This window comes from Rhodococcus sp. NKCM2511 (assembly GCF_014905595.1).
Lineage (GTDB): Bacteria > Actinomycetota > Actinomycetes > Mycobacteriales > Mycobacteriaceae > Rhodococcoides > Rhodococcoides fascians.
On record NZ_BNHJ02000001.1, the window covers coordinates 2166719 to 2188721 of the forward strand.

The following is a 22003-nucleotide window of genomic DNA, read 5'->3' on the forward strand; positions in this document are numbered from 1 at the left end:
GATCACAACGAGTCGGAAGGTAGCAGGCCGACTCGTCCAAACGGCGACGCTGTGACTGCCGCAACAATCCCACTGTTCGATGTACAAATATCTTGATTTGTACACACGGGATACAAATTGCGCGTATTGTCCACAGCACAGTGATCCGCCCTACACGAGGAGTGACGATGACGGCATCGAATGTCGACGATCAGGCACAGGTGCCCGTCGACGAGTGGCACGACCGCAAGCGATACCTCTGGCTCATGGGCTTGATCCCGCCGACGGCGGTGTTTCTGGCAACCGGCCTGGTGTGGGCTTTCAACCAGCTCGGCTGGAACGCCGTGGCACCGGTCTGGTGGTGGATCGGCGCGCTGCTCGTCTACGGGTTGCTCCCGATCCTCGACCGGTTCTTCGGCCCTGACGGCGACAACCCGCCCGACGAGGTGATGAAGGCGCTCGAGGAAGACAAGTACTACCGCTACTGCACGTACGCCTACATTCCGTTCCAGCTCGCCAGCCTGGTGTTCGCCTGCTACCTCTGGTCCGCCGACAACCTCTCGTGGCTCGGCATCGACGGCGGCCTGGGGCTGCTCTCGAAGATCGGCCTGGCCATCAGCATCGGTGTCATGGGCGGCGTGGGCATCAACACCGCGCACGAGCTCGGTCACAAGAAGGACGACCTCGAACGCTGGCTGTCGAAAATCACACTGGCACAGACGTTCTACGGCCACTTCTACATCGAACACAACCGCGGTCACCATGTACGCGTCGCCACTCCCGAGGATCCGGCGAGCTCCAAGTTCGGTGAGAGCTTCTGGGCCTTCCTCCCCCGCAGCGTGTGGGGAAGCCTGCGGTCGTCCTGGGAACTCGAGAAGACTCGCATGGAGCGACTGGGCAAGAGCACGTGGAGTATTCACAACGATGTACTCAACGCGTGGCTGATGTCCGTCGTCCTCTACACGGTCCTTGCCGTTGTGTTCGGCCCGATCGTGTTGCCGTTCTTGGTCGTTCAGGCAATCTACGGCTTTTCGCTGCTCGAAACGGTCAACTACCTCGAGCACTACGGCCTGCAGCGCCAGAAGAAGGACAACGGCCGTTACGAGCGATGCACCCCCGAGCACAGCTGGAACTCCGATCACATCGTGACCAACATCTTCCTGTATCACCTTCAGCGACACAGTGATCACCATGCCAACCCCACCCGGCGCTACCAGACTCTGCGCAGCATGGACGGAGCACCCAACCTGCCGAGCGGTTACGCAAGCATGATCTCGCTGGCCTATTTCCCGCCCGTGTGGCGCAAGGTGATGGATCACCGCGTTCTCGATCACTACGACGGCGACATCACTCGCGTCAACATCCAGCCGTCCAAGCGGGAGAAGATCCTCGCCGCATACGGAGCGAAGTGATGGCTGCCTACGAGTGTCCGGTGTGCGAGTTCGTCTACGACGAGACCGCGGGCGCACCGCGCGAGGGCTTCCCGGCCGGAACTCCGTGGTCCGAGGTACCCGACGAGTGGCCGTGCCCCGACTGCGGCGTCCGAGAGAAAATCGACTTCAGGAGCAAGCAATGAAGCTTTACCGCTGTGTGCAGTGCGGATTCGAGTACGACGAGGAACTGGGCTGGCCCGAGGACGGCATCGAACCGGGCACGCGCTGGGACGACATTCCCGACGACTGGTCGTGCCCCGACTGCGGTGCGGCCAAGGCCGATTTCGAGATGGTCGAGGTCGAGCGCGGGTGACCGCTCGCCAACCCGGCAACGTCGTGATCGTCGGCACCGGGGCCGCCGGATACACCGCCGCCAAAGTGCTTCGCGCCGAGGGGTTCACCGGATCCATCACGATCGTCGGTAGCGAACCGGGGACCACGTACCGCCGACCGACTGTCTCCAAGGAACTGCTGCTGGGTACGAAATCGGTCGATCAGGTTCAGCTCGGTGCAGCCATCGACGGGGTCGATGTACGTACAGGCGTCACGGCTACCGCCGTCACCGATTCCGAGGTGCACCTGGACGAGGGAGCTCCGGTCCCGTACGACGCCCTGCTGCTGGCAACGGGTTCTCGTGCACGGCAACTCGACCTACCGGGTGCCGAGCATGTGTTCACCCTTCGCACCGCAGCCGATGTCGCCCCGCTGCAGGCCGAGATCGTCCGAACGAGATCACTGTTGGTGATCGGCGGCGGCCTGATCGGGTGCGAGGCGGCGGCAGCGGCACGATCGCTCGGTGCCGAGGTCACGGTGTTGGAGGCGGCATCGGCTCCGCTGAATCGGATCGCACCGGCCGCGATCTCGCAGATGTACCGAGACCTGCATGCCGACAACGGCGTCACGATGCACACCGACGTCGCCGTGACCGGCCTGGAGAAGCTGGCCGACGGCACCGTTCTCGCAACCTCCGAGGACGGTCGTTCATGGTCCGCCGGCACCGTGCTGATGTCCGTCGGCTCGGTCGCGAACACCGAGCTCGGGGCGGACCTGGGCCTCGAGACCGCGTCGGGAATCTTGGTGGACGCCGGCATGCGTACGTCGAGACCGAACGTCTACGCCGCGGGCGACGTCGCCGAAGTTCCCAACTCGGTACTCGGCGGGACGTATCGGAGTGAGCACTGGAACGGAGCCGTCGATCAGGCGACCCGGGCGGCGCGATCCATCCTCGGTCTCGATGTGGGTGCTCTCGATGTTCCGTGGGGATGGTCCATGCAGCACGGCGTCAACCTGCAATTCGCGGGGTGGACCGATGCACACGACGAGTATTTCGTGGTGCGCGGCTCCATCGAAAGCCGTCGGTTCACGGCCTGCGCGGTGCGCGGCGACAGGCTCGTCGGGGCAATCGGGGTAGGTCATCCCAAGGACATCCGGCAGGTCCGCACCCTCATCGCGAGCGCAGACCCCGTCGATCGGAACAGTCTCGAAGAAGGTTGGCTGGACAGGCCACATGCGGTCGTTCGATAGAGTCGTGTTCATGCCCGCCGCCGAACAGACGTCGACTCCCGGTCGATACCGTGAAGCCGCGTCCACTCTGGCGCGCGATGTGGCGCTCGATGCGCTGCGCGAGTTGTTGCACGAGCGCAACTGGCGCAACGTCACGATGAGCCACATCGCCAAGGCCGCGGGGTTGAGCAGGCAGAGTCTGTACAACGAGTTCGGTTCGCGACGCGGCGTCGCACAGGGGTATGCCATCAGATTGACGGACGCATTCGTCGCGATGTGCGAGACCGCGCTGTACCAACACGAGAACGATGCGTCCGCCGCTCTGAGACAAGGCTTTTCGTCGTTCTTCGAGCTGAGCGGTCTGGATCCACTCGTCCGGTCCCTGCATAGCGGCGACGCACCGGAGGATCTTCTGCGCCTGATCACCACCGACAGTGAGGTGCTGATCGACCGTGCGGGCGAGCGTCTGGCGGAGACATTTCAGCGTGGATGGGTGGGCGCAAGTCCACGACAGGCCGACGTCATCAGCAAGTCCATCGTGCGCCTGGCCCTGAGCTACATCCCCGAGCCGCCCGACGATGTCGCCTCTGCCGCAGACGATCTCGCCCTGCTGCTGACGCCGTTCATCGACTCCATCGCCGGTGGTGCTCCAGCCGAGTCCTGACCCGTCAGGATTTGTCGGCAGGAACGAGCACGATGTCGAAATCGGCCCGCGCCCATGTCGTGTCGCCCACGTCTCGACCGTCCGGTGTCGGGGTGCCCGCCGGCTGCTCCACGAAGTCCTTGATCAACGAATCCTTGACCCCGAACACCGTGTCGCTGTCCAGCAGTTCGTCACCCCGAACGAAGATGTGCGTCACCAACGTTCGCATCCCCGGTGACGTGACCATGAAGTGCAGGTGCGATGCCCGCATCGGCGAGCGGCCGGTTGCCGCGAGCATTCGCCCGACAGGACCGTCGTGCGGAATGGGGTACGGAGTCGGTGTCAGCGCCCAGAATCGATAGCGCCCGTCGTCGTCGCTGTAGAGATGAGCTCGACCGCCGACGCGGGCGTCGTCGTACTGAACGTCGTAGAACCCGTCCTCGTCGGCCTCCCACACCTCGAGCCGGGCACCGGGAATCGGGTTACCGTCGGTGTCCCGTACGGTTCCTTCTACCCAGCACGGTTGTCCTGCAGCACCTCCCGACGCATCGCCACCATTTCCGATGCGCGGTGCGTCGTCGACGAAGAATGGGCCGAACACCGTTGCTTCGGTCGCACCCACGTGGGCAGGATTGTTGACGTTGATGGTCTGCATCGACGCACCGAGTACGTCGGACAGCAGAATGAACTCCTGACGACGATCGTCGGTGATGTGCCCCACCTCGGTCAGGAACGAAACAGCGGTGTTCCACTCGCCTTCGGTCAAGCGCACGTCCCGAATGAATCCGTGCAGATGCCGCACCAGCGACGTCATCACCTGTTTCAGTCGCGGATCGGTGCACTCACCGAACGAGCCGATGACGGTGTCCACCAGTCGTTCTTCGACGGCGGTTTGGGCTTCGGAGACGGTCTCGTCGGTCATACTCTCGCTCACTGTTCGCTCTCGTTCGGCCGCTCGCCGGCCCACGCTGCTCGAAGAATTGTGGTGACGGCCTCGCGGGTGACGGGACGGGGGTTTCCGTACGATCGGCTCGTCGCTTCCTCGGCGATCCGGTCGATGTCGCTCTCCTGCATGCCCAGTTCGGCCAGGGATCGGGGCGCGCCGAGGGTCCGGCACAGGTCCCACAGTCGTCGGGCCGGGTCTGCTGTGCCCGGTAGCGCCCGGGTCAGAGCTGCCACCGCTTCCGGCGCGTGCGACTGGTTGAAGGCCAACACGTGCGGAAGCACCACGGTATGGGTCGGGGCGTGCGGCAGATTCAGCGTTCCCCCCAGTGCATGACACAGCTTGTGATGCAACGACATCGTCGTGCTGCCGAGCGTCGCGCCGCACAGCCATGCGCCGTAGAGGGCGTCGCTGCGCCCCTGTGGGTCGGACGGATCGGCGACGATCACCGGGAGCGCGGATGCGAGTGCTCGTACCCCGTCCTCGGCCATCAGTGCGATGATCGGGCTGATGTCGGGTGCGTACAGCGCTTCCACCGCATGGGCGACGGCGTTGATGCCGCTGGTCACCGACAACCCCACCGGAAGACCTGCCGTCAGGTCGGGGTCGTAGAGGACGCTGCGCGGCAATACCGCTGTGTCGCGGCCGGTTTCCTTGCGTCCCTCGGTCGTCATGCCCCACACCGGTGTCATCTCCGACCCGGCGTAGGTGGTGGGCACGGCCACGATGGGCACACGGTGTTCGAGTGCTATGGCCTTACCGAGCCCGATTGCCGATCCGCCGCCGACGGTCACGCAGCCGTCGGCCCCCAGTGAGACGGCCTCCGCGTTGGCTCGGGCGGCCAGGTCGGCCGGGACGTGCATCACGGCGTCCGAACGTATTCCTACACAACGATCGCCGAGGATGGATGCCACCCGGTCTGCGACGCTCTGCTGGCTCGGAGAGCACAGCACCAACACCCGGCGGAGTCCGAGGTGATCGAGTTCGTCGGCCACGCGCTCCAGAGAACCGGAGCCGAATCGCACTCGCATCGGGTTGGCCTCGTAGGCGAAGTCGCCGATCATCGCGACAGCACCGAGGTCAGAGCCTTCCGAAGTGCACCTTCGGGGTCGTCGACGAGTTCTTCTGCACGCCAACAGATGTGCTTGTCGGGACGCACGAGCAGCGCGCCGCTCTCGGACACCTCGCGAAGCCGAGCCCAGTCGAAGTACAGATCGGTCACCTCGCGTCCCGGTCCGATGACGACGGTCTCGAGCGGCACACCGAGTTCCTGGGTGATCGCGGCCGCGGCCGCCTCCCAAGCCGATCCGGCAACTCCGGTGATGAGCGTGAAGCGCTCGTAAGGCGCAAGGTCGAGCATTGCGCGCTTGTTCAGATGATCGCCCACCCAGGCGTGGGGAAGGTGAGATCCGGGCAGGGTGGACACCTGGTAGTACAGGTCGCGGTCTCGTGCAGGTTCGGGCAGCGCCCCCTCCGATACGATGGCCGACGACGTGTAGAACTGCCCCAATTCCACTCCGTGCGAATTGAATTCGTAGTTCTTGGTCTCCATCGCAGCGGCGAGTGCCGTTCGCTTGGCAGCGCCGGCAGGCGTGTTCGCCTTGCGCTCTTCGATCCGTTCGATCATCTCGGCCTCGGTCTTCGCGTCGGTGACGCCCAGCGCGTCGAACAGGCCTGCGAATTCACGACTGGAACGATTGGCCCGCTCGACGATCCGCTTCGCCACCGGGGCTCGCTCGGCACTGTAGGTATCGAGCAAGGATTCACCGGCACGGCCCTTCAGTACCGCGGCGAGCTTCCACGCCAAGTTGTAGGAATCCTGGATCGAGGTGTTGGACCCCAGACCGTTGCTCGGCGGATGTCGGTGGATCGCGTCACCGGCACAGAACACCCGCCCCTTCTGCAGATGTGTGGCGTGGGCTTCGTTGTTGCCCCACAACGAGGTTCCCGTGATCTCGACGTCCAGCTCCGGCATGCCCAGCAGGTTCCGGACGATCGCTATGGCGGCGTCCTCGTCCACCACCGGCGGCGGCACCGAGATGTCGAATCCCCAGACAACGAGCCACTCGTTCCAGGGCCGAACCATCCGCACCAGGCCGGCACCGATGCCGCCCACATTCGATCCGGGCTGAATCACCCAGTACAGCACCGACGGTCGATGCCCCACGTACTCGGCGATGTCGGCCTTGAACGTGATGTTCATCGACCCGGCGATGTCCATCGCGCCCTCGAACGGCAGGTCGATGTCGGCTGCGACCTTCGACCGAGCTCCGTCCGCGCCGATGAGGTACTTGGCTCGGATCGTGTACCGATTGCCGGTCAGCCGATCCATCACGGACACACTCACTCCCGAGTCGTCCTGCACATGGGAAAGGTATTCGGTCGAGAACTGGGTCTGCGTTCCTCGCATCGTCGCGTTCTTCACCAGGATCGGCTCGAGGTAGGTCTGCGGGATGTCGACGGTCAGGCACGGAGATGCGAGCTGGTAGTCCGCCTCGCGGTCGGCACCCGTTCCCCACGTGCGGATTCGGCCGATCTCCTCGCCCGCGATGGACGTGCAGAACACCGTGTCGCCGACGAGTTCGTGCGGGGTCGCGTCGGCGAGCACCTGCTCGGCGATTCCCACGTCCCGGAAGATCTCCATCGTCCGTTGGTTCGTGATGTGCGCGCGTGGCGTGTTGGCCGTCCAGCGGTACTTGGTGATCATGATGTTGGGGATGCCGAGAGTGGACAGCAGCAGGGCCGCGGACCCGCCCGCCGGACCCGATCCGACGATGAGCACGTCGGTCTCCACCACCGAGGAATCGGGCAGTGCAGTCGCCTTCTGACCGTCGTCGAATACCGGCATCGGATCACCCTTCGTCGTGCCCGACTCTGGTCTCGGGCCCTACGACCGAGTGTCCTGCATCACGTATCGGGATTACCCGAATGCCGGCGAGGTCGGCGCAAATGAACAGACATGGCCGATTTTTTCGGGTGTCACCCGGCTGCCCTGGTGATCACGGCGTCGCGTCGGGCATCGGATGCGCGACGGCCGAATCTCGCGACGAACGACCGCGAAAAGTAAGTGGCCGACGTGAATCCGCACGAAAGAGCGATATCGGCGACCGTCATCGATGCGTCGAACTTGCCGGTGAGCTGCGCATGGGCCCGCTCGAGCCGACGTTCGAGGATGTACTTGGGCACGCTGGTGCCGTCGTCGGCGAACACCCGGGACAGGTGCCGGGCACTGATTCCGACCGCACGTGCCACCTGCGCGGCGGACAGCGACGCGTCGGACAGTCGCTGTTCGATGAACGATCGCGCCGCCGCTCGATGGGCCGAGTTCAGGTCTGCGCGAGCACCGGTGGTCAGCACCGAGACGAGTTCGAGGATCGCGCGCTCGTCCGGCGGTGTCGGGTCGCGTCGACTGGTGGCCCGCCCTACCTGTCGAGCGAGTGCTGCGGCGTGCACGTTTCCGTTCGGCGAGAAGTCGAGCACCGTGGGTTCCGAGGGCACCGCCGCTCCCGTTACGTCCGCGAACACCGACCGCGGCAGCTTCAGCACCAGCTCCTCGAGCCCGTGCGAGAAGCCGCGCATGAACGCTCGGTCTGCGTCGAACACCAGCCCTTGCCCCGGGCCGACGGAGCGAATGCCGTCCGCGGAGTAGAAGAACGCATCGCCGACGAGGCTGAAGTACATCATCACGGAATCCGACGGCTGCTGTCTGATCAGTTCGGCGTCGCGCTCGACCACGTGCGAAGTTCCGATGACCCGAGCCAGGTCGACCGAATCGAGTCGAAGATTGGTACCCGTCGCCTCGAGTTGCTCGACCTCCAGCATGCGGCACCGCAGCCCGATGAGTAGGTCCGCGTTGTGTCCCTCCCAGCGCTCGATCCGCTCCTCGAGCGGGAGATCGAGGGTGGAGAACTCGACGGGAACGGGCATGGGCTCGATTGTCCTCCGCGTACGCCGGTTGCGTCGGCGATTTGCGGTCGAGGGTGGTGCGCTCAGTGTCCACAATTCGACCGCTGAGGCGGAATCCCGTGGTTGGAGTCGAATAGTGGGCGGTGAGCTCAGTCGACATCGATACGACTGCGCGGCGGACCAGCAGGAGCGCTTCTCCCTCCCTCCCGCAGGGCGACCACGGTCCATCCCGCGCCGACCAATGACAAGGCCAATACAGCTCCAATTGCGATCATGCGACAACAATGGACTGGCTTTACCGTGAATAGTTCAGTCCAGTGTGCGACAGTGGACTGCATGGACTCGTTCGACGCCACCGCGATCTCGGCCCCGGAGTTGGCAGCACGTATCGGCCCGTCGACGCTGCGCAACAGATCCGGTGGTCCGCTCTACCTCGAGATCGCCGACGAGTTGCGGCGGCTGATCGAGAACGGCGAGGTGTCGGCTCAGACGCGGCTACCCGCCGAGCGGGCACTCTCGATCAGTCTGGACGTCAGTCGGGTCACGGTGGCGTCGGCCTATCGCCACCTTCGTGAAGGTGGCTGGATCAGCGCCCAACGGGGCTCGGGCACATACGTTTCCCCGACGGGTTCGATGCCGGCGTGGAGTTCCCTCGCCGGCGACCGCGACACTGCGACACTGGAATTCGTCAACGCGTCACCGTCGGCTTCTCCGCTGTTGGCCGATGCGTACAGAACCGCGGCCGAAAGGATTCAGGGTCGATTCGCAACCGGCGGCTATGCCCCACTCGGGCTGTCCGAGCTCCGCGAATCGATCGCCGCCTACTACCGGGGGCGCGGAGTGCCGACCACGGCCGAGAACATCCTCGTCACCTCCGGTGCGACCGACGCCATCCATGCGGTGTTGGCGACATTCACCGAGCCGGGCGCCCGCGTGTTGGTCGAGCACCCGACGTATCCGGGTGTCGTCGAACTCGTCCACTCACTCGGCGGCCGATGCATCCCGGTGCCCATCGACCCGGACGAGACCGAGGCGTTCGTGCCGGCCGCAGACCGGGCCGCACGTCAAAGCGCACCGACCCTGGCCTATTTCATGCCCGACTTCTCCAATCCGTCGGGAGCTCGACTCCCCCTCGGCACCCGCCGACAGCTGTCCGCAACGATGCACCGCCACGCAGTACTGACCATCGTCGACGAGGTAGCGGCGGACCTGTCCCTCGACGGGTCGCCCGACATCGAACCCTTCGGGGCGGCAACACCGGATAGTGCGACGGTGACGATCGGGTCGACGAGCAAGACGGTGTGGGGTGGGCTGCGAGTCGGGTGGGTTCGCGCCGAGGCAGGGCTGCTGGCGAGGATCGCCGCCACCTATGCGCGACGCCAACTGTCGACGTCCATTCTCGATCAACTCGCTGCGGTCGAGTTGATGGGCAAATACGACGAGGTACGCCGAGTGCGCGCCGACATATCGAGAGTCGCACGTGATCACACTGTTGCTCTGATGCGAGATCGGCTGCCTGATTGGCACTTTCGCGTTCCGGACGGCGGGCTGGCATTGTGGTGTTCCCTGCCCGACGGTCTTCGATCCAGTGTCCTTGTCGCCGAGGCTCAGTCGCACGGCGTGCTGCTGGCACCCGGACTACGATTCGGGACGGGATATGCCTTCGACGACCGTCAACGAATTCCCTTCACTCGTTCACTTCCCGACATCACCTCGGCTGTGGATATTCTCGCGCGCCTGTCTGCGGCGGACAGGTCGACGGAGGTCGTCCCATCGAACAGGCCCGCGACCGTGGTCTGATCGACGCGGGCACCCGCGCCCTCAAGCCGGGTAGTACGTCAGTGCCGAAGAGCCTCGACGATCGACGCGATGCGTCGGTCGCGGGTGTCGGCGCGCTTGGCGTCGGCGACCGATCGTGCGTGTTCTTTCCTCTTCGACGGAGACAGCGCGTCGAATGCTGCGCGCACCGCGGGGTCGGCGTCGAGTGCAGTGGCGAGCTCGCCCGGTAGCTCGACGGTGCGCGGTTCGTCGTCGAGTTCGATGGTCACGTCGACGGTGTCGCCGGCCTCGACTCCGAGCGTCGTGCGCACACTCTTGTTGAGGCCCAGCAGGTTCTCCCCGCCCATGCGCCCGATGCGTCCTGCCACCGTCTGCCCACCGATCGTGAACCGCACCGGCGGCGTCTTGGTGCTGCCGAGTGACGCGACCTGGGCGTCGGTCAGCACGATCGCAGCCGCTGGGCCGCGAGGCTCGAGGACCGTGGTCAGTTGAAGAACCGTGGACGTCATCGGCACAGAATAGGCGCGACTACAGAGCTGAGTGTCCACAATTCGCGTCGACGGGCGGAATCCCGCGCGCCGACGCGAAAAGGGGACAGCCAGCGCACCTACCTGTCAGGACTCCGATTCGATGATGCGCTTGATGGCCGCCAGGGTGCGCGGAATGCCGTCGAGTGCAGCCTTGCTGCGGGTGTCGATCTGCTCCTGCGCGGAGTCTCCGAATTTGCGTTGGAAGAGAGCGATGCCGTCGGGCAGGAAGTTCCAATTCTCGGTCAGCCGGGTGCCGCCGTCCACAGCTTCGAGTGTGTATCCCCAGCGCACGAAGTTGTCGCCGACGACCCACGCGAATTCGCGTCCGGGCTCGGCCGCTGCGACGGTCGAGACCGTTTCCCAGGTGCGGTCGGGAGTGACGTTGCGTCCGGTGAACGTCGATCCCACACCGCCGCCGTCGGGTTCGTTCCACCAGCATTCCTGGCAGATCGGGCTCCATTCACCTGTTCGGGTGACGTCCGATACGACGGCATAGACATCCTCGGTGGATGCGGCGACGACGACGGAATCGGAGAATTCGAGTGTGGTCATGCCTCCATTGTCCCTCGAGCGTCGCGCAGCTCTGAGCAGCGTCGCTGCCGACAGCAGAATCGTTGGCATGCAGCGCTATTCGTGATCACACTCGAATCATGAGCGAGACACCCCGAATGTTCCCACCCGAACTGCGTGACCGACTGCTGCGTCATCGAATCCTCGTGCTCGACGGCCCACTCGACGACGACAACGGCACCGTCCTCACCACCCACCTGTTGACGATGGCGGCCGAGAATCCGTCGGCCGATATCGCCCTGTGGATTCACTCCCCTGGCGGATCGGTGCCTGCCATGCTCGCGATCCGTGACGTGATGCACCTGATTCCCTGCGACGTCTCGACGTTGGCACTCGGATTGGCCTGCAGCGCCGGTCAATTCCTGCTGTCGTCGGGAACACACGGAAAGCGCTACGCGCTACCGCATTCGCGGATTCTGATGCACCAGGGCTCGTCCGGTATCGGTGGTTCTGCTGTCGAAGTGGAGGTGCAGGCCAACGATCTTCGTCATACCCGCGATACGGTGCTCGGCCTCATCGCCGACGACACCGGGCAGACACGAGAACAAATATTCGACGACTCCTTGCACGATCGTTGGTTCACCGCGGACGCCGCGCGTGACTACGGGTTCGTCGACGCCATCGTCAGTTCGTTCGATCAGGTCATGCCTGCGCGTCGGGTGTCGTTCGGGATGGAGATGGCCCGATGAGTACGTACACCATTCCCAATGTCGTCACCCGTGATTCGCGCGGCGAACGCGTCGTCGACGTGTATTCGCATCTGCTCAGCGAACGCATCGTGTACCTCGGTACTGCACTGGATGCCGGTGTTGCGAATGCGATGATCGCGCAGCTGTTGCATCTCGAAGCCGACTCCCCCGATCAGGAAATCTCGATGTACATCAACTGCGAGGGCGGCGATACTGCGGCCATGTTGGCGATCTACGACACGATGCAGTTCATCGGATCCCCTGTCGCCACAACATGTGTGGGGCAGGCGGTGGCGGCCGGCGCGGTGCTGCTCGCCGCAGGTGCGCCGGGTCGACGTTCGGCGTTGACGCACAGCCGGGTGGTGTTGCATCAGCCTGCGGGGCAAGGGCGAGGCACCATTCCCGATCTCATTCTCGCTGCCGACGAGATCGTCCGGGTGCGCGCCGAGATGGAGATGATTCTGGCGAAACACACCGGACGCGATGCCGCGAAGATTCGGCACGATACCGACCGTGACCTGGTGTTGACGGCTCCATCGGCGCTGCAGTACGGCCTCGTCGACCAGGTGCTCGAGGGACGACGTCAGGCAGCCATCAACGTCGCATTGCCGCGGGACAGGTCGTGATGCGCCAGGCCTGAAATTTCGGCCATCGAGGTGCCGAGTGCCCCGACGACGGCCGCAAGGATCTCACTCGACGGGTCCTTGCGGCCGCGTTCGAGCTCCGAAAGATACTGCGGTGCAATCCCTGCGCGCGCTGCTGCGTCGGCGAGTGTGTCGCCGCGGGAGTGTCTGCGCTCGCGCAGCCGGCGGCCGACCACCTCACGCCACAGCGGTTCCACTGCGCGCGCTGCTCGGCGCTCATCGATTCGTATGACCTCGCCCATGATCGGAGCCTAAGCCTCGATGCTATGGAGGGGCGGCGATTCTGCTCAGAGCAGAGAACCTTCCGGTCACTCAGGCTTCGTCCATTCGATGGTGTGCCTGAATCCGACGCGATGTCGCATCGTTGCCCCGGGCAGTATCGCGTCGACCGACCGCTTCACTTCGTCGAAACTGAGCACCGGGTCCTTGACCGGGAAAGGTGCCGGCTGCTTTCCCGCTGGACTCGGCCAGGGATGGCCGACGAATCCGATCAGCGGATTGGTCACGATGGATACGGCGTCCCACAGCAGATCCCGAGGACTTCGTGGCGCAGCCATACCCACGACCAACAGTCGGCCGTTGGGTGCAAGAACACGCTCGACCTGGCGAAGGGCGTCGTCGATGTCGAGGTGGTGGAGAACAGCGATCATCGTGATCAGATCGACGGATTGGTCCGCCCACGAGTCGAGTTGGCGTTCGGAGACAGTCACATTGGTGACATCGGAGCACGCAAGACCTGTGCGGCGGCGCATGTCGGAGTCGATGTCGACTCCGGTGACGTGATCGAAATACGGTGCAAGTGAGTGCACGAGACCGCCACGGCCACAACCCACGTCGAGTGCCTCGCGTCGTCGGCTCGGCAGGTTGGCGAGAATCCAACTGTGGAAGTAGTCGTTGTGACTCCACGGATGCCGCGCGTTCAGCGCTTGTACCCATTGAGCCCCCTTGCCTCCGATCAACGAGGTTCCCATTCGTCTGAGCATGCGTCGAGTATCCAGGTCAGTGCCCGGCCGTTGCGCTTGAACATGTTCAAAAATGGGTCTACCGTCCTTTTTGAACACGTTCAGAAAACGAGGTGACCGCATGGCCCGCACATCCGAGACGCGCGACAAGCTGGTCGAAGTGGCTCTTCGGCTGTTTCGCGAAGAGGGGTTCCAGGCCACCACCATGCGCCGGATAGCCGACGAGGCCGGCGTGTCGCTCGGCAATGCGTATTACTACTTCGCGGGCAAGGACGAACTGGTCAACGAGTTGTACGTGGTGATCCAGCGCGATCACCGCGAACGTGCGGAGCAGGTCATCACCCAGGGCGGGTCGCTGTCGGAGAACCTGGCCGCGGTTCTGCATTCCGGCTTGGACGTCCTGACGCCGTATCACGCGTTCGGCGGCGCGTTCCTCCAGCTGGCGCTACCGACGAGGTCCAGCTCCAGTCCGTTCTCCGAGGAATCCTCCGACGCCAGAGCCATGGCCATCGATCTGATGCGCACGACGTTGGATGCATCGAAGCAGAAGGTACCCGCTTCGCTGAACGATGCACTGCCGCTGCTGCTCTGGATGATCTACATGGGCGTCACGCTGCACTGGGTCACCGATTCGTCCGACAACCAGGCTCGCACCCGCACTCTGGTCGACGGGCTCGTGCCCGTCGTATCCAAGGCGGTTCGTCTCGCCCGACTCCCGGTTGCGCGCGGCCTGGTAGCCGATGTCGCCGGTCTCCTGAAACGAATGACCTCTCCAGAAGGGTTGAGCCAATGACCGATTCACCATCGACCGTCGTCCTGTGCGGTGCCTCCGGCTACATCGGCGGGTATCTGCGCAGCTACTACGAGGACCGCGGCATCGGCGTCAGGACGGTCGGACGCGGATCGTCCAGCGATGCACCATGGTCCGACCATCGCGGCCTCGTCGAGGTCCTGAACGGGTCCGATCTGGTGGTCAACCTCGCCGGCCGCTCGGTGAGCTGTCGCTACAACAAGGCCAACGCCGACGCGATCATGTCGTCGCGAATTCAGACCACAGCCCAGCTCGGGCTTGCCTTGGCACAAGTACAGAATCCGCCCGCGCTGTGGGTCAACGCGAGCACCGGAACCATCTATCGCGATGCCCGCGACAGGTCGATGAGCGAACGGAACGGCGAACTGGGATCGGGCTTCTCGGTCGAGGTGGCCAGGTCGTGGGAGCGCGAACTGTTCGACGCCGACGTGTCGATCCGCAGAGTGGCACTGCGGTTGTCGATCGTGCTGGGCGCGGGCGGCGGGGCGATCAATCCGATCATCGATCTGGCTCGAGTGGGATTGGGTGGCCGCATGGGTGATGGTGGCCAGATGTTCAGCTGGGTTCACGTCGATGACGTCGCTCGGACTCTCGACCATCTGTACGCCACCTCGAACATCGTCGGACCTGTCAACGTGGCGACACCGTTCCCGGTGACCAACGAGGTTCTGATGCACCAGGTTCGGTCTGCTCTCGGTCGCGATCACGGACTGGCGACGCCGGCATGGCTGCTGAAGCTGGGCGCACGGGTGATCCGAACCGAACCCGAGCTGGTCCTCAAGAGCCGGTGGGTCGAGCCGCAGGTGTTGACCGACACCGGGTTCGACTTCCGATACCCGACGTTGGAGGGTGCGTTGGCCGACATCGCATCTCGGACGCGACCCGGCCTGCTCCCCGTCGCACTCGGCTGACGGGGAGCACCGAGCGCTACACCAGGGACGCCGAGAGGCCGCCGTCCAAAATGTAGTGACTGCCCGTGATCCATGTTGCGCGGTCCGAGGCCAGGAACAGCGTCACTTCTGCGATGTCCTCAGGTGTTCCCAGCCGTCCCTGCTTGGCGGCGACCAGATCACCGAACGGGATCTGAGTTGCCGCTTCGAAGTCCGGAACGAGTCGTTCGACCATGGCGGTATCGGCGAACCCGGGGCATACCGCATTCACGCGTACTCCTGCGGCACGCATCTCGATGGCCGCGACGCGTGTCAGCTGAATGACGGCTGCCTTTGTGGCGCAGTACGACCCGAGCAGCGCCGTGCCGCCGACACCGGCCAGCGATGCGATGTTGACGATGTTGCCCTTCGACTCGACGAGCGCACCGATCGCGGCTTTCATCACCAGGAATGTGCCGCGCACATTGACGGCGTAGATCTTGTCGAAACTCTCGGTGGACTGCTGCAGCAACGGGGACGAGACCTCGATGCCCGCGTTGTTGACGACGATGTCCAGTCCGCCCAGAATCTCGACCGCGCCGGCGACGGCTCGCTGTACCTGGCTCTCGTCGGAGACATCGCAGTTGGCGGTGCCCTCGGCACCGATTTCCTGGGCCGTCGTCGCTGCGACACCTTCGTCGATGTCACTGACCACGACGCGCGCGCCCCGCTCGATGAACATCCGGGAGATGGCCTTTCCGATTCCGGCACCGGACCCGGTGACGAAGACTCGTTTGCCCTCGAACTCGCTCATACTGTGCTTCCCTTCGCTGGTGACGGTGCAGACATCGTGCTTCGTACTTCGGTCTTGAGGATCTTTCCCACCTTCGAGCGGGGCAGATCGCTCCATATCTGAATCTCTTTGGGAGCCTTGACACTCCCGATCCGTGCCTTGACGTGTGCGATCAGATCCTCGGGGGACGCGTCGCGACCGGGGCGCAGAAGCACTGCAGCCGTGACTCGTTCACCCCACTTGTCGTCGGGAAGGCCGACGACTGCGCATTCCTTCACCGAGGAATGCGACAGCAGGGCCTGTTCCACCTCAGCCGAGTACACGTTGAATCCTCCGGTGATGATCATGTCCTTGGCACGATCGACGACGTAGAGGTAGCCGGCTCGATCGAGGTACCCGATGTCTCCGGTGTGGTGCCAGCGATGAGCGCCGACTTCGGCTGTGGCATAGGGATTCTGGTGATAGCCCTGCATCACGAGAGGTCCTCGGACCACGATCTCGCCGCGATCCCCTCGATCGAGCAGGCCGCCGTCCTCGTTCATGATCGCCACCGTCGTCAGCGGCGTCGGCTTGCCCGCCGAGGTCAACCGTTCGACCGCGATGGAACCGTCACTCCGGAAGTGATCGGCCGGTGCGAGCGTCGCGATCATGTTCGGTGCCTCGGTCTGCCCGAAGAGCTGCCCCAGCACCGGCCCGATTCGGGTCAGTGCCTCCTCCAACCGGGTTGGCGACATCGGCGCAGCCCCGTACCAGAGGCATCGGAGCGACGACAGATCCCGCGTACCGAGGTCGGGATGGTCGAGCACCCCGTAGATGACCGTCGGCGGCAAGAATGCGTGCGTGATCCGGTGCTGCTCGATGAGTGAGAGAAACTCTCCGATGTCCGGAGCCGGCATCACCACCACGTGGCCACCCAGGCTCAGGATGGGGAATGTCAGTACCCCCGCCGAATGGGTCAACGGTGCCAGTGCGAGGTATCGGGGCCGGTCCCCGAACGGATAGCTCATCAGTGCCGTAGCCGTCGACGTCATCATGTTCTCTTCGGTGAGTCTGACGCCCTTCGGTTTTCCCGTCGTTCCGCCGGTTCCGGCGATCATGGCGAGCCCGTCGGCCGGTCGCCTGTCGACGACCGAGTCCGAGCGGTGTTCGACGAGCCATCGGTCGTACGACAGTGCTCCCGGCACGTCGCCGTCCAGGCAGACGAGCCACTCCAGTTGCGGCAGGTGGTCTTTGATGCGGCCGACCAAATCCGCGAATGCTTTCTGGAAGAACAGGAATCGGCACCCGAACAGATCGAACAGTTGACGATTCTCGTCGGCCTCGTTTCGCGGGTTGATCGGACACCACACTGCGCCTGCGCGGGAGATCGCAAAAACGCAGGTCAGGGCGAGAGGGTCATTGCCGGAGAGCACCGCAATACGATCCCCGGTCTCGATACCGTTGTGTTGCAACGCTCCGGCGATGGACACCGTGTCGTCGTACACCTCGCCGTAGCTCTTCGTGGTGTCACCCATCGTCAGGCAGGGGGCGTCTCGGCCCAGGGACATGCCCTTGTCGAGGTAGTCGGATAGCCGCATCGGCCGGGTCCTCAGCTGTGTGCTGTGACGACGGGGTCGAGCACCAGACCGAAGGCGCGGAGCACGCCGAGCAGTTCGCGGTGTCCGAATGCCTGGCAGCTCGAGGCGAATCCGACCTTCTTGGGCGGCCCCTGCAATACGTGTGCTGCCGCGAATGCGTTGAGCAGAGCGGTCTGCTTGTAGTTGCAGTTGCCGTGAATCACCGTGTGCACGCGGCCGAGTGGGCCCGATGCGTAGACCGAGTCGAGGGAGGTGTTGATACGGGGATTCTCCCGCGGCGGTGTCTCACTGCGCACCGACGCCGACACCGTATCGATGATGTCGTACTTCTCGGCGTCGGTCTTGCCTTCCATCTGCGCCATTGCGCCGGCGATGATCTGAGGCACGGCGAGCATGAGCGGCTTGTTCATCACCCCGCCGTAGGCGCGTGCGTTCGCGACTCGGGGATCGTTCTTGAACCACACCGGATGCGACGTACCGCCCCACGGCAGCGCCAAGCCCAGATCGTGCTGGCCCGGCACGACCACCTGGAACACCCCGTCGTCGGGCCATTCCACGTACTCGTTCTGTTCGAGGTAGTACGCCTTGGAGAAGGCGGCATTGGTGAGGATGGTGTTGGTCGACGCGACCGTCGGATGTCCCTTCCAGAAGACCTCGATGTCGAGGGTGTCGAGACCCGGGGTCTCGAGGCAGATGTTGGCTGCGATCTCGCCGATGCTGTACATCTGCGCCAAACCCGGTGTCAGAACGATGTTTCGGGCGGCGAATTCTGCGCCGTACTTCTTCTCGGCATCGATGATCCAGTCCTGCTCACCGGTGGTGTCGGTGTAATGCGCACCGATCTCGATGCATGCCTGTGCCACCTCGTGTCCGAACCGCGAGAACGGACCGACCGTGTTGAGCACGATCTCGGCTCCTCGAAACGCTCCTGCCAGTGCGGAAGCCGTGTGCTCGACCTCCACAACGTCGTACTCGACCGTCTCGACGCCGGGGACGGCGTCGACGATGCCCTTGACTCGACTTTCGTCGCGGCCGGCGGCCAGGAAGGGAATGTTGTACTCGCGCAGGTATTCGCAGATCAGTCGCCCGGTGTATCCCGATGCCCCGTAGACGACGACGCGCTTGTCGGTTGGCATGAAGAGTCCTCTCGTGATCGGCCGTCGTCGGACGGGCCGAGGTTGGTCGAGCCGTGAAGCACCGGAGGCAGGTGTGCATCCACCCCTCTGACGTGTGCTGCGGATCACACTAAGTTAGAATTTGTACACACGTCAAGGTTTTTCTTGACGACTGCCCAGAATCCGGTTTTCGACGGCTCGGGCATACACTGATCAGCGAAACGCCGCGCGGAAAGGACACCGAACATGACCCAGACGGTCGATCCGCGCGCGCGCATCGAGGAACGCGCCCGCAACAAGTTCGAGTCCAAGCGAACCGAGCTGGCCGAGGCGACGCTCCACACGCTGGCCGAGCTGGGGTACGCCCGCACCTCGTTGCGGGAGATCGCGCAGAACTCCGAGTACTCGCACGGCGTTCTGCACTACTACTTCACCGACAAGCTCGACCTCATCACCCACGCAGTTCGCCAGTACGAGGCCATCTGCGTCACCCGGTACGACGAGGTGGTGGCCAACGCCGTCGACGCCCCCGGCCTGTACGCGGACTTCGAGACGAAGTACTTCGCCACCCTGGTGGCGGACGCCGGAATTCATCGACTCTGGTACGACCTCCGCAACCAAGCCCTGTTCGACGGTTCCTTTCGAGGCGACGTCCTGGACATCGAGGAACGTCGCGAAGACATGATCTGGCGCGTGGTGACAAAGTACTGCGAACTACGCGGCTCCGAATCCGCCCTCGACCGCCCCTCCGCCTACATCCTGCTCGACGGGATCTTCCAACGCGCCTTGCTGCACCATCTGGCGGGCAACACATCCGAAGTCGACGCAGCCCGAGCGCAATTGACGGCCGCGTTCGCGTTGTTGGACCATCCCAACGTCACGACTTCTTGATCTTCTCCAACGGGTAAGTGCCGACCACCACGACGACGAAGACGTATGCGGCCAGACCGGCCAGCTCCCAAGTCGTTCTTTCACGGTGAAAGTCGGAGCCGATCCATACGATTGGCACCACAGCCATCACGGAACTGACCGTGCACCAGATTCCGACCGATCGATTGGCTCGTGCACGCAGTCGGGGTGTCGATTTCACCGCGTCCGACACTCGTGCACCGTAGTAGTCGGGATTCGTTGCCCTGCCTCGGAATCCGACGGATGCCGCGTACGCGAACACGACGAAAGACAGGAGCAGCATCAGCATCAGCACGGTGTTCATGGGCTATGTAGCAGACGCTCGACGTCGACTCTTCAGTTCGCGGTAATTCCGAATCGTGTTGGAGCAAGCCCATGCCGCGATGAGCGGCACCAGGAATCCGGCTGACGCGGTAGCGGTCACGAACACCAGAACAACGACGGTGTAGGCAATCAGTGTCACCACCACCGCGTCGACTTTCCGCCCGATCGACGACCCCGGTGTGACGACGATTCCTGGGAACCTCGGAGAGTCGGCCAGTGTGCGAACTGCCGCAACACATGCAGCGAGACCGCCCACGACCAGGAACGAGAACAGCAACACTTCACCGAAGCCCGTGTCGGCCCAGTCTATTCGTGGGTCGAAGATCCCGTGGATCAGCGATGAGAGGGTCGGCACCGACGCGAAGTACCCCAGATACAGCAGCACAATGGGTCCCGCGAGCCCTGCTACCGCTCCCCGATCGGCCATACCGAACGGTATCAAATCGGGGCGACGTCAGCGGGAAGTTATTTTTTTCGTTTCGATCACCGTCGCGAACTCGCCGTGCAGGTTGGTTGCCGTGATGGCAGACAGTGTTGCGGCAGGCACGACTGTCCCGTCGGGCGCGACGCGATCGAAGGTATGCGTCGCGTCTATGACGAAGTAGGTGTCGTAGCCGAGATTCCCGGCCATCCTCGCGGTGGTCTCGCAACAGTGATTGGTGGTGATTCCGCAGATGACCACCTGGTCGATGTCCTCGCCGCGTAGCCAGGCGTCCAGATCGGGAGTTCCGTAGAAGCTCGAATTGACGCGTTTGCGAACGAGCAGATCCGGAGTCCCGTCGAGCATGTCCTTGAAGCGATGCCCGTCCTGCGTCGGCGACAACGGCGACTGCGGATTGTCGGAATCGTGCTGAACGAATACCACGGGCCAAGCCAGAGATCGCCAGAACTGAACGAGCTCAGCAATATTGGCCTCGCACGACGGGTTGTCCCGCGGACCCCAGAATTCCGTATCGTCGAAACCGGCCTGCACATCGACGACGATAAGTGCAGGTCGGCTGAGGGACATCGATAGAGCCGTCATTCTGACCAGACTAGTCGCGAACACAGGCGCAAACCATCATGCCGGGCGGCCCCTTACCCACCCTCGTTTCCGTTCGATCAGCACACGGTAGTGCACGGTAAGCTGTGCACCGTTCTGCGTGAATTGTACTGAGCTGCACTGTGACCGAGTGAATGCCCGGAACGCTGCTCACCACGCAGGAGAAGGGCCGGAAGACCGCCGACCCGCGGTACGTGCTCGCCTCGACCGAAAACTACCTACTACCCGGCATTTGGCATGCTATTCCACTAGGTCGAACTCCCAATTGACGCGTTGGATCTCCAAATCCACCAACCGAATCTGCTTGGCAACATCATCTGCGGCAGAACGTAATTCGGCAACCGGAAGAGCTGCGACGTAGACCAATTCCGACCTCAGTTGACGTGGGCCGTACCTGTGCTCCTGGTTGCGTCCCGATGCTGCGTCCGCGGCCGCAGAGATCGCCTTGTGTCGCATACGCAGCACGTCGCGGGACGCGAGCGCATCGGTGATGGTTCCGTCCCGCACCGCGGCAGCACTGTTGGTTCGGTTGATCCTACGGATGAGAACCTCGAGACGATCGAGCGCGGAGTTGTACTCGGACAACAAGATCGCTGCATCCTCAGCCGGTGATTCACCGTCTTGGTGGCGAGCGTTCGCCAGAATCCGAACCTTCAGATGTTCGGTGCGCTTGATCAGTTCCCCTCGTTCAGCGAGGGCCTCGGCAAGCTTCATGATCTGCACCTCGGTGTAGTGGAACCGGAGGTGGGATAGCTACGGGCGCTCATGCGCCTTTCGACGTGTCGAATGTGTTCATGAGTCAAGAAGTATCACAGATCATCCATGGACGGTAGATCTCGTCATATAGATATTTCTCAGCGCTCGACATGTCATGCGCCCTTCCATTCACCCCCGGTCGACGTCCTCTCCGATGACCAATCGGCGGCGTCGGCCAGAAAACGTACCGGTCTGTCCGTGTCGAGTTCCTTGTATCAGGTACAAC

General features: G+C 63.6%; 26 protein-coding genes. 11 read left to right on the forward strand and 15 right to left on the reverse strand.

The features are described from left to right. The first annotated feature begins 167 nt into the window (after window positions 1–167). The 5 genes from JLZ96_RS09910 to JLZ96_RS09930 are packed head-to-tail and all read left to right on the forward strand — an operon-like array spanning window position 168 to window position 3579. Window positions 168–1391 (forward strand): alkane 1-monooxygenase, encoded by a 1224-nt coding sequence (locus JLZ96_RS09910; protein ID WP_201009963.1) that lies wholly within the window; start codon window positions 168–170, stop codon window positions 1389–1391. Next, the gene (locus JLZ96_RS09915; protein WP_032366929.1) at window positions 1391–1555 is read left to right on the forward strand and encodes a rubredoxin; all 165 of its coding nucleotides are present in this window, start codon (window positions 1391–1393) and stop codon (window positions 1553–1555) included. Before JLZ96_RS09910 ends, JLZ96_RS09915 begins: the two co-directional genes overlap by 1 nt. Next, entirely contained in the window at window positions 1552–1725 is a 174-nt protein-coding gene (locus tag JLZ96_RS09920; protein ID WP_027495558.1) for a rubredoxin, read from the forward strand. Before JLZ96_RS09915 ends, JLZ96_RS09920 begins: the two co-directional genes overlap by 4 nt. Further along, window positions 1722–2936 (forward strand): NAD(P)/FAD-dependent oxidoreductase, encoded by a 1215-nt coding sequence (locus JLZ96_RS09925; RefSeq protein ID WP_201009964.1) that lies wholly within the window; start codon window positions 1722–1724, stop codon window positions 2934–2936. Before JLZ96_RS09920 ends, JLZ96_RS09925 begins: the two co-directional genes overlap by 4 nt. 10 nt (window positions 2937–2946) lie before the next feature. Further along, window positions 2947–3579, forward strand: coding sequence for a TetR/AcrR family transcriptional regulator (locus JLZ96_RS09930; RefSeq protein WP_032367367.1), 633 nt, complete (start codon window positions 2947–2949; stop codon window positions 3577–3579). Between the two features lie 4 nt (window positions 3580–3583). Here the strand turns inward: JLZ96_RS09930 and JLZ96_RS09935 are convergent, their stop codons facing one another. From JLZ96_RS09935 to JLZ96_RS09950, 4 genes are all read right to left on the reverse strand, one after another. Then, window positions 3584–4480: a dioxygenase gene (locus JLZ96_RS09935; protein WP_201009965.1), complete on the reverse strand. Its 897-nt coding sequence runs from the start codon at window positions 4478–4480 to the stop codon at window positions 3584–3586. Between the two features lie 8 nt (window positions 4481–4488). Continuing rightward, window positions 4489–5565 carry a maleylacetate reductase gene (locus JLZ96_RS09940; protein ID WP_032392236.1) on the reverse strand — a complete coding sequence of 359 codons (1077 nt, stop codon included), beginning with the start codon at window positions 5563–5565 and terminating at the stop codon, window positions 4489–4491. After that, entirely contained in the window at window positions 5562–7349 is a 1788-nt protein-coding gene (locus tag JLZ96_RS09945; RefSeq protein ID WP_201009966.1) for an FAD-dependent monooxygenase, read from the reverse strand. The genes JLZ96_RS09940 and JLZ96_RS09945 overlap by 4 nt, the downstream gene beginning before the upstream one ends. 131 nt (window positions 7350–7480) lie before the next feature. Next, window positions 7481–8428, reverse strand: a complete 948-nt coding sequence (locus tag JLZ96_RS09950) for a helix-turn-helix domain-containing protein (protein ID WP_057473539.1) — start codon at window positions 8426–8428, stop codon at window positions 7481–7483. A 315-nt stretch (window positions 8429–8743) separates the two neighbouring features. Here JLZ96_RS09950 and JLZ96_RS09955 point away from each other — a divergent pair, with 315 nt between their 5' ends. Beyond that, window positions 8744–10207 (forward strand): PLP-dependent aminotransferase family protein, encoded by a 1464-nt coding sequence (locus JLZ96_RS09955; protein ID WP_201009967.1) that lies wholly within the window; start codon window positions 8744–8746, stop codon window positions 10205–10207. A 38-nt stretch (window positions 10208–10245) separates the two neighbouring features. Here JLZ96_RS09955 and JLZ96_RS09960 read toward each other — a convergent pair whose 3' ends face one another. Both JLZ96_RS09960 and JLZ96_RS09965 read right to left on the reverse strand, forming a co-directional pair. After that, a complete protein-coding gene (locus tag JLZ96_RS09960; protein WP_201009968.1) occupies window positions 10246–10695 on the reverse strand; it encodes a YdeI/OmpD-associated family protein in 450 nt (149 codons plus the stop codon). Between the two features lie 105 nt (window positions 10696–10800). After that, complete coding sequence (locus JLZ96_RS09965) at window positions 10801–11268, reverse strand: SRPBCC family protein (protein ID WP_201009969.1); 468 nt, start codon at window positions 11266–11268, stop codon at window positions 10801–10803. A 98-nt stretch (window positions 11269–11366) separates the two neighbouring features. Between JLZ96_RS09965 and JLZ96_RS09970 the strand changes: the two genes are divergently transcribed. Together JLZ96_RS09970 and JLZ96_RS09975 are read left to right on the forward strand one after the other, a co-directional pair. Then, window positions 11367–11975: a ClpP family protease gene (locus JLZ96_RS09970; protein WP_032383042.1), complete on the forward strand. Its 609-nt coding sequence runs from the start codon at window positions 11367–11369 to the stop codon at window positions 11973–11975. Beyond that, window positions 11972–12601, forward strand: coding sequence for a ClpP family protease (locus tag JLZ96_RS09975; protein WP_032383043.1), 630 nt, complete (start codon window positions 11972–11974; stop codon window positions 12599–12601). The genes JLZ96_RS09970 and JLZ96_RS09975 overlap by 4 nt, the downstream gene beginning before the upstream one ends. On the opposite strand, the gene JLZ96_RS09980 is transcribed toward JLZ96_RS09975, so the two are convergent. After that, window positions 12559–12861: a helix-turn-helix transcriptional regulator gene (locus JLZ96_RS09980; RefSeq protein ID WP_032383044.1), complete on the reverse strand. Its 303-nt coding sequence runs from the start codon at window positions 12859–12861 to the stop codon at window positions 12559–12561. The genes JLZ96_RS09975 and JLZ96_RS09980 overlap by 43 nt on opposite strands. 66 nt (window positions 12862–12927) lie before the next feature. Next, a complete protein-coding gene (locus JLZ96_RS09985; RefSeq protein WP_032386514.1) occupies window positions 12928–13602 on the reverse strand; it encodes a class I SAM-dependent methyltransferase in 675 nt (224 codons plus the stop codon). A gap of 100 nt (window positions 13603–13702) precedes the next feature. Between JLZ96_RS09985 and JLZ96_RS09990 the strand changes: the two genes are divergently transcribed. After that, window positions 13703–14374, forward strand: a complete 672-nt coding sequence (locus JLZ96_RS09990) for a TetR/AcrR family transcriptional regulator (protein ID WP_027495550.1) — start codon at window positions 13703–13705, stop codon at window positions 14372–14374. Next, complete coding sequence (locus JLZ96_RS09995) at window positions 14371–15303, forward strand: TIGR01777 family oxidoreductase (RefSeq protein WP_094650997.1); 933 nt, start codon at window positions 14371–14373, stop codon at window positions 15301–15303. Before JLZ96_RS09990 ends, JLZ96_RS09995 begins: the two co-directional genes overlap by 4 nt. A 16-nt stretch (window positions 15304–15319) precedes the next feature. Here JLZ96_RS09995 and JLZ96_RS10000 read toward each other — a convergent pair whose 3' ends face one another. From JLZ96_RS10000 to JLZ96_RS10010, 3 genes are read right to left on the reverse strand one after another with little or no spacing between them, the layout of a single operon-like run. Continuing rightward, window positions 15320–16075, reverse strand: coding sequence for an SDR family NAD(P)-dependent oxidoreductase (locus tag JLZ96_RS10000; protein ID WP_094650998.1), 756 nt, complete (start codon window positions 16073–16075; stop codon window positions 15320–15322). After that, window positions 16072–17631 (reverse strand): AMP-binding protein, encoded by a 1560-nt coding sequence (locus JLZ96_RS10005; RefSeq protein WP_094695594.1) that lies wholly within the window; start codon window positions 17629–17631, stop codon window positions 16072–16074. The genes JLZ96_RS10000 and JLZ96_RS10005 overlap by 4 nt, the downstream gene beginning before the upstream one ends. Before the next feature lie 11 nt (window positions 17632–17642). Beyond that, complete coding sequence (locus JLZ96_RS10010; protein WP_201009970.1) at window positions 17643–18767, reverse strand: DUF5938 domain-containing protein; 1125 nt, start codon at window positions 18765–18767, stop codon at window positions 17643–17645. Between the two features lie 225 nt (window positions 18768–18992). On the opposite strand from JLZ96_RS10010, the gene JLZ96_RS10015 reads away from it, so the two are divergent. Next, a complete protein-coding gene (locus JLZ96_RS10015) occupies window positions 18993–19637 on the forward strand; it encodes a TetR/AcrR family transcriptional regulator (protein ID WP_027495545.1) in 645 nt (214 codons plus the stop codon). Here the strand turns inward: JLZ96_RS10015 and JLZ96_RS10020 are convergent. From JLZ96_RS10020 to JLZ96_RS10035, 4 genes are all read right to left on the reverse strand, one after another. After that, window positions 19624–19959, reverse strand: a complete 336-nt coding sequence (locus JLZ96_RS10020; RefSeq protein ID WP_057473532.1) for a hypothetical protein — start codon at window positions 19957–19959, stop codon at window positions 19624–19626. The genes JLZ96_RS10015 and JLZ96_RS10020 overlap by 14 nt on opposite strands. 3 nt (window positions 19960–19962) lie before the next feature. Further along, window positions 19963–20406, reverse strand: a complete 444-nt coding sequence (locus JLZ96_RS10025) for a hypothetical protein (RefSeq protein WP_057473531.1) — start codon at window positions 20404–20406, stop codon at window positions 19963–19965. A gap of 27 nt (window positions 20407–20433) precedes the next feature. Further along, window positions 20434–21003: a cysteine hydrolase family protein gene (locus tag JLZ96_RS10030; protein ID WP_236253870.1), complete on the reverse strand. Its 570-nt coding sequence runs from the start codon at window positions 21001–21003 to the stop codon at window positions 20434–20436. Window positions 21004–21261: 258 nt separating this feature from the next. Then, window positions 21262–21735: a DIP1984 family protein gene (locus JLZ96_RS10035; protein ID WP_048318093.1), complete on the reverse strand. Its 474-nt coding sequence runs from the start codon at window positions 21733–21735 to the stop codon at window positions 21262–21264. Between the last annotated feature and the right edge of the window lie 268 nt (window positions 21736–22003).

Bases quoted from the DNA above. Each gene is read 5' to 3' on its own strand.
- JLZ96_RS09910 (WP_201009963.1), top strand. From the start codon at position 168: ATGACGGCATCGAATGTCGACGATCAGGCACAGGTGCCCGTCGACGAG.
- JLZ96_RS09915 (WP_032366929.1), top strand. From the start codon at position 1,391: ATGGCTGCCTACGAGTGTCCGGTGTGCGAGTTCGTCTACGACGAGACC.
- JLZ96_RS09920 (WP_027495558.1), top strand. From the start codon at position 1,552: ATGAAGCTTTACCGCTGTGTGCAGTGCGGATTCGAGTACGACGAGGAA.
- JLZ96_RS09930 (WP_032367367.1), top strand. From the start codon at position 2,947: ATGCCCGCCGCCGAACAGACGTCGACTCCCGGTCGATACCGTGAAGCC.
- JLZ96_RS09935 (WP_201009965.1), bottom strand. From the start codon at position 4,480: ATGACCGACGAGACCGTCTCCGAAGCCCAAACCGCCGTCGAAGAACGA.
- JLZ96_RS09940 (WP_032392236.1), bottom strand. From the start codon at position 5,565: ATGATCGGCGACTTCGCCTACGAGGCCAACCCGATGCGAGTGCGATTC.
- JLZ96_RS09945 (WP_201009966.1), bottom strand. From the start codon at position 7,349: ATGCCGGTATTCGACGACGGTCAGAAGGCGACTGCACTGCCCGATTCC.
- JLZ96_RS09950 (WP_057473539.1), bottom strand. From the start codon at position 8,428: ATGCCCGTTCCCGTCGAGTTCTCCACCCTCGATCTCCCGCTCGAGGAG.
- JLZ96_RS09955 (WP_201009967.1), top strand. From the start codon at position 8,744: ATGGACTCGTTCGACGCCACCGCGATCTCGGCCCCGGAGTTGGCAGCA.
- JLZ96_RS09960 (WP_201009968.1), bottom strand. From the start codon at position 10,695: ATGACGTCCACGGTTCTTCAACTGACCACGGTCCTCGAGCCTCGCGGC.
- JLZ96_RS09965 (WP_201009969.1), bottom strand. From the start codon at position 11,268: ATGACCACACTCGAATTCTCCGATTCCGTCGTCGTCGCCGCATCCACC.
- JLZ96_RS09970 (WP_032383042.1), top strand. From the start codon at position 11,367: ATGAGCGAGACACCCCGAATGTTCCCACCCGAACTGCGTGACCGACTG.
- JLZ96_RS09975 (WP_032383043.1), top strand. From the start codon at position 11,972: ATGAGTACGTACACCATTCCCAATGTCGTCACCCGTGATTCGCGCGGC.
- JLZ96_RS09980 (WP_032383044.1), bottom strand. From the start codon at position 12,861: ATGGGCGAGGTCATACGAATCGATGAGCGCCGAGCAGCGCGCGCAGTG.
- JLZ96_RS09985 (WP_032386514.1), bottom strand. From the start codon at position 13,602: ATGCTCAGACGAATGGGAACCTCGTTGATCGGAGGCAAGGGGGCTCAA.
- JLZ96_RS09990 (WP_027495550.1), top strand. From the start codon at position 13,703: ATGGCCCGCACATCCGAGACGCGCGACAAGCTGGTCGAAGTGGCTCTT.
- JLZ96_RS09995 (WP_094650997.1), top strand. From the start codon at position 14,371: ATGACCGATTCACCATCGACCGTCGTCCTGTGCGGTGCCTCCGGCTAC.
- JLZ96_RS10000 (WP_094650998.1), bottom strand. From the start codon at position 16,075: ATGAGCGAGTTCGAGGGCAAACGAGTCTTCGTCACCGGGTCCGGTGCC.
- JLZ96_RS10005 (WP_094695594.1), bottom strand. From the start codon at position 17,631: ATGCGGCTATCCGACTACCTCGACAAGGGCATGTCCCTGGGCCGAGAC.
- JLZ96_RS10010 (WP_201009970.1), bottom strand. From the start codon at position 18,767: ATGCCAACCGACAAGCGCGTCGTCGTCTACGGGGCATCGGGATACACC.
- JLZ96_RS10015 (WP_027495545.1), top strand. From the start codon at position 18,993: ATGACCCAGACGGTCGATCCGCGCGCGCGCATCGAGGAACGCGCCCGC.
- JLZ96_RS10020 (WP_057473532.1), bottom strand. From the start codon at position 19,959: ATGAACACCGTGCTGATGCTGATGCTGCTCCTGTCTTTCGTCGTGTTC.
- JLZ96_RS10025 (WP_057473531.1), bottom strand. From the start codon at position 20,406: ATGGCCGATCGGGGAGCGGTAGCAGGGCTCGCGGGACCCATTGTGCTG.
- JLZ96_RS10030 (WP_236253870.1), bottom strand. From the start codon at position 21,003: ATGACGGCTCTATCGATGTCCCTCAGCCGACCTGCACTTATCGTCGTC.
- JLZ96_RS10035 (WP_048318093.1), bottom strand. From the start codon at position 21,735: ATGAAGCTTGCCGAGGCCCTCGCTGAACGAGGGGAACTGATCAAGCGC.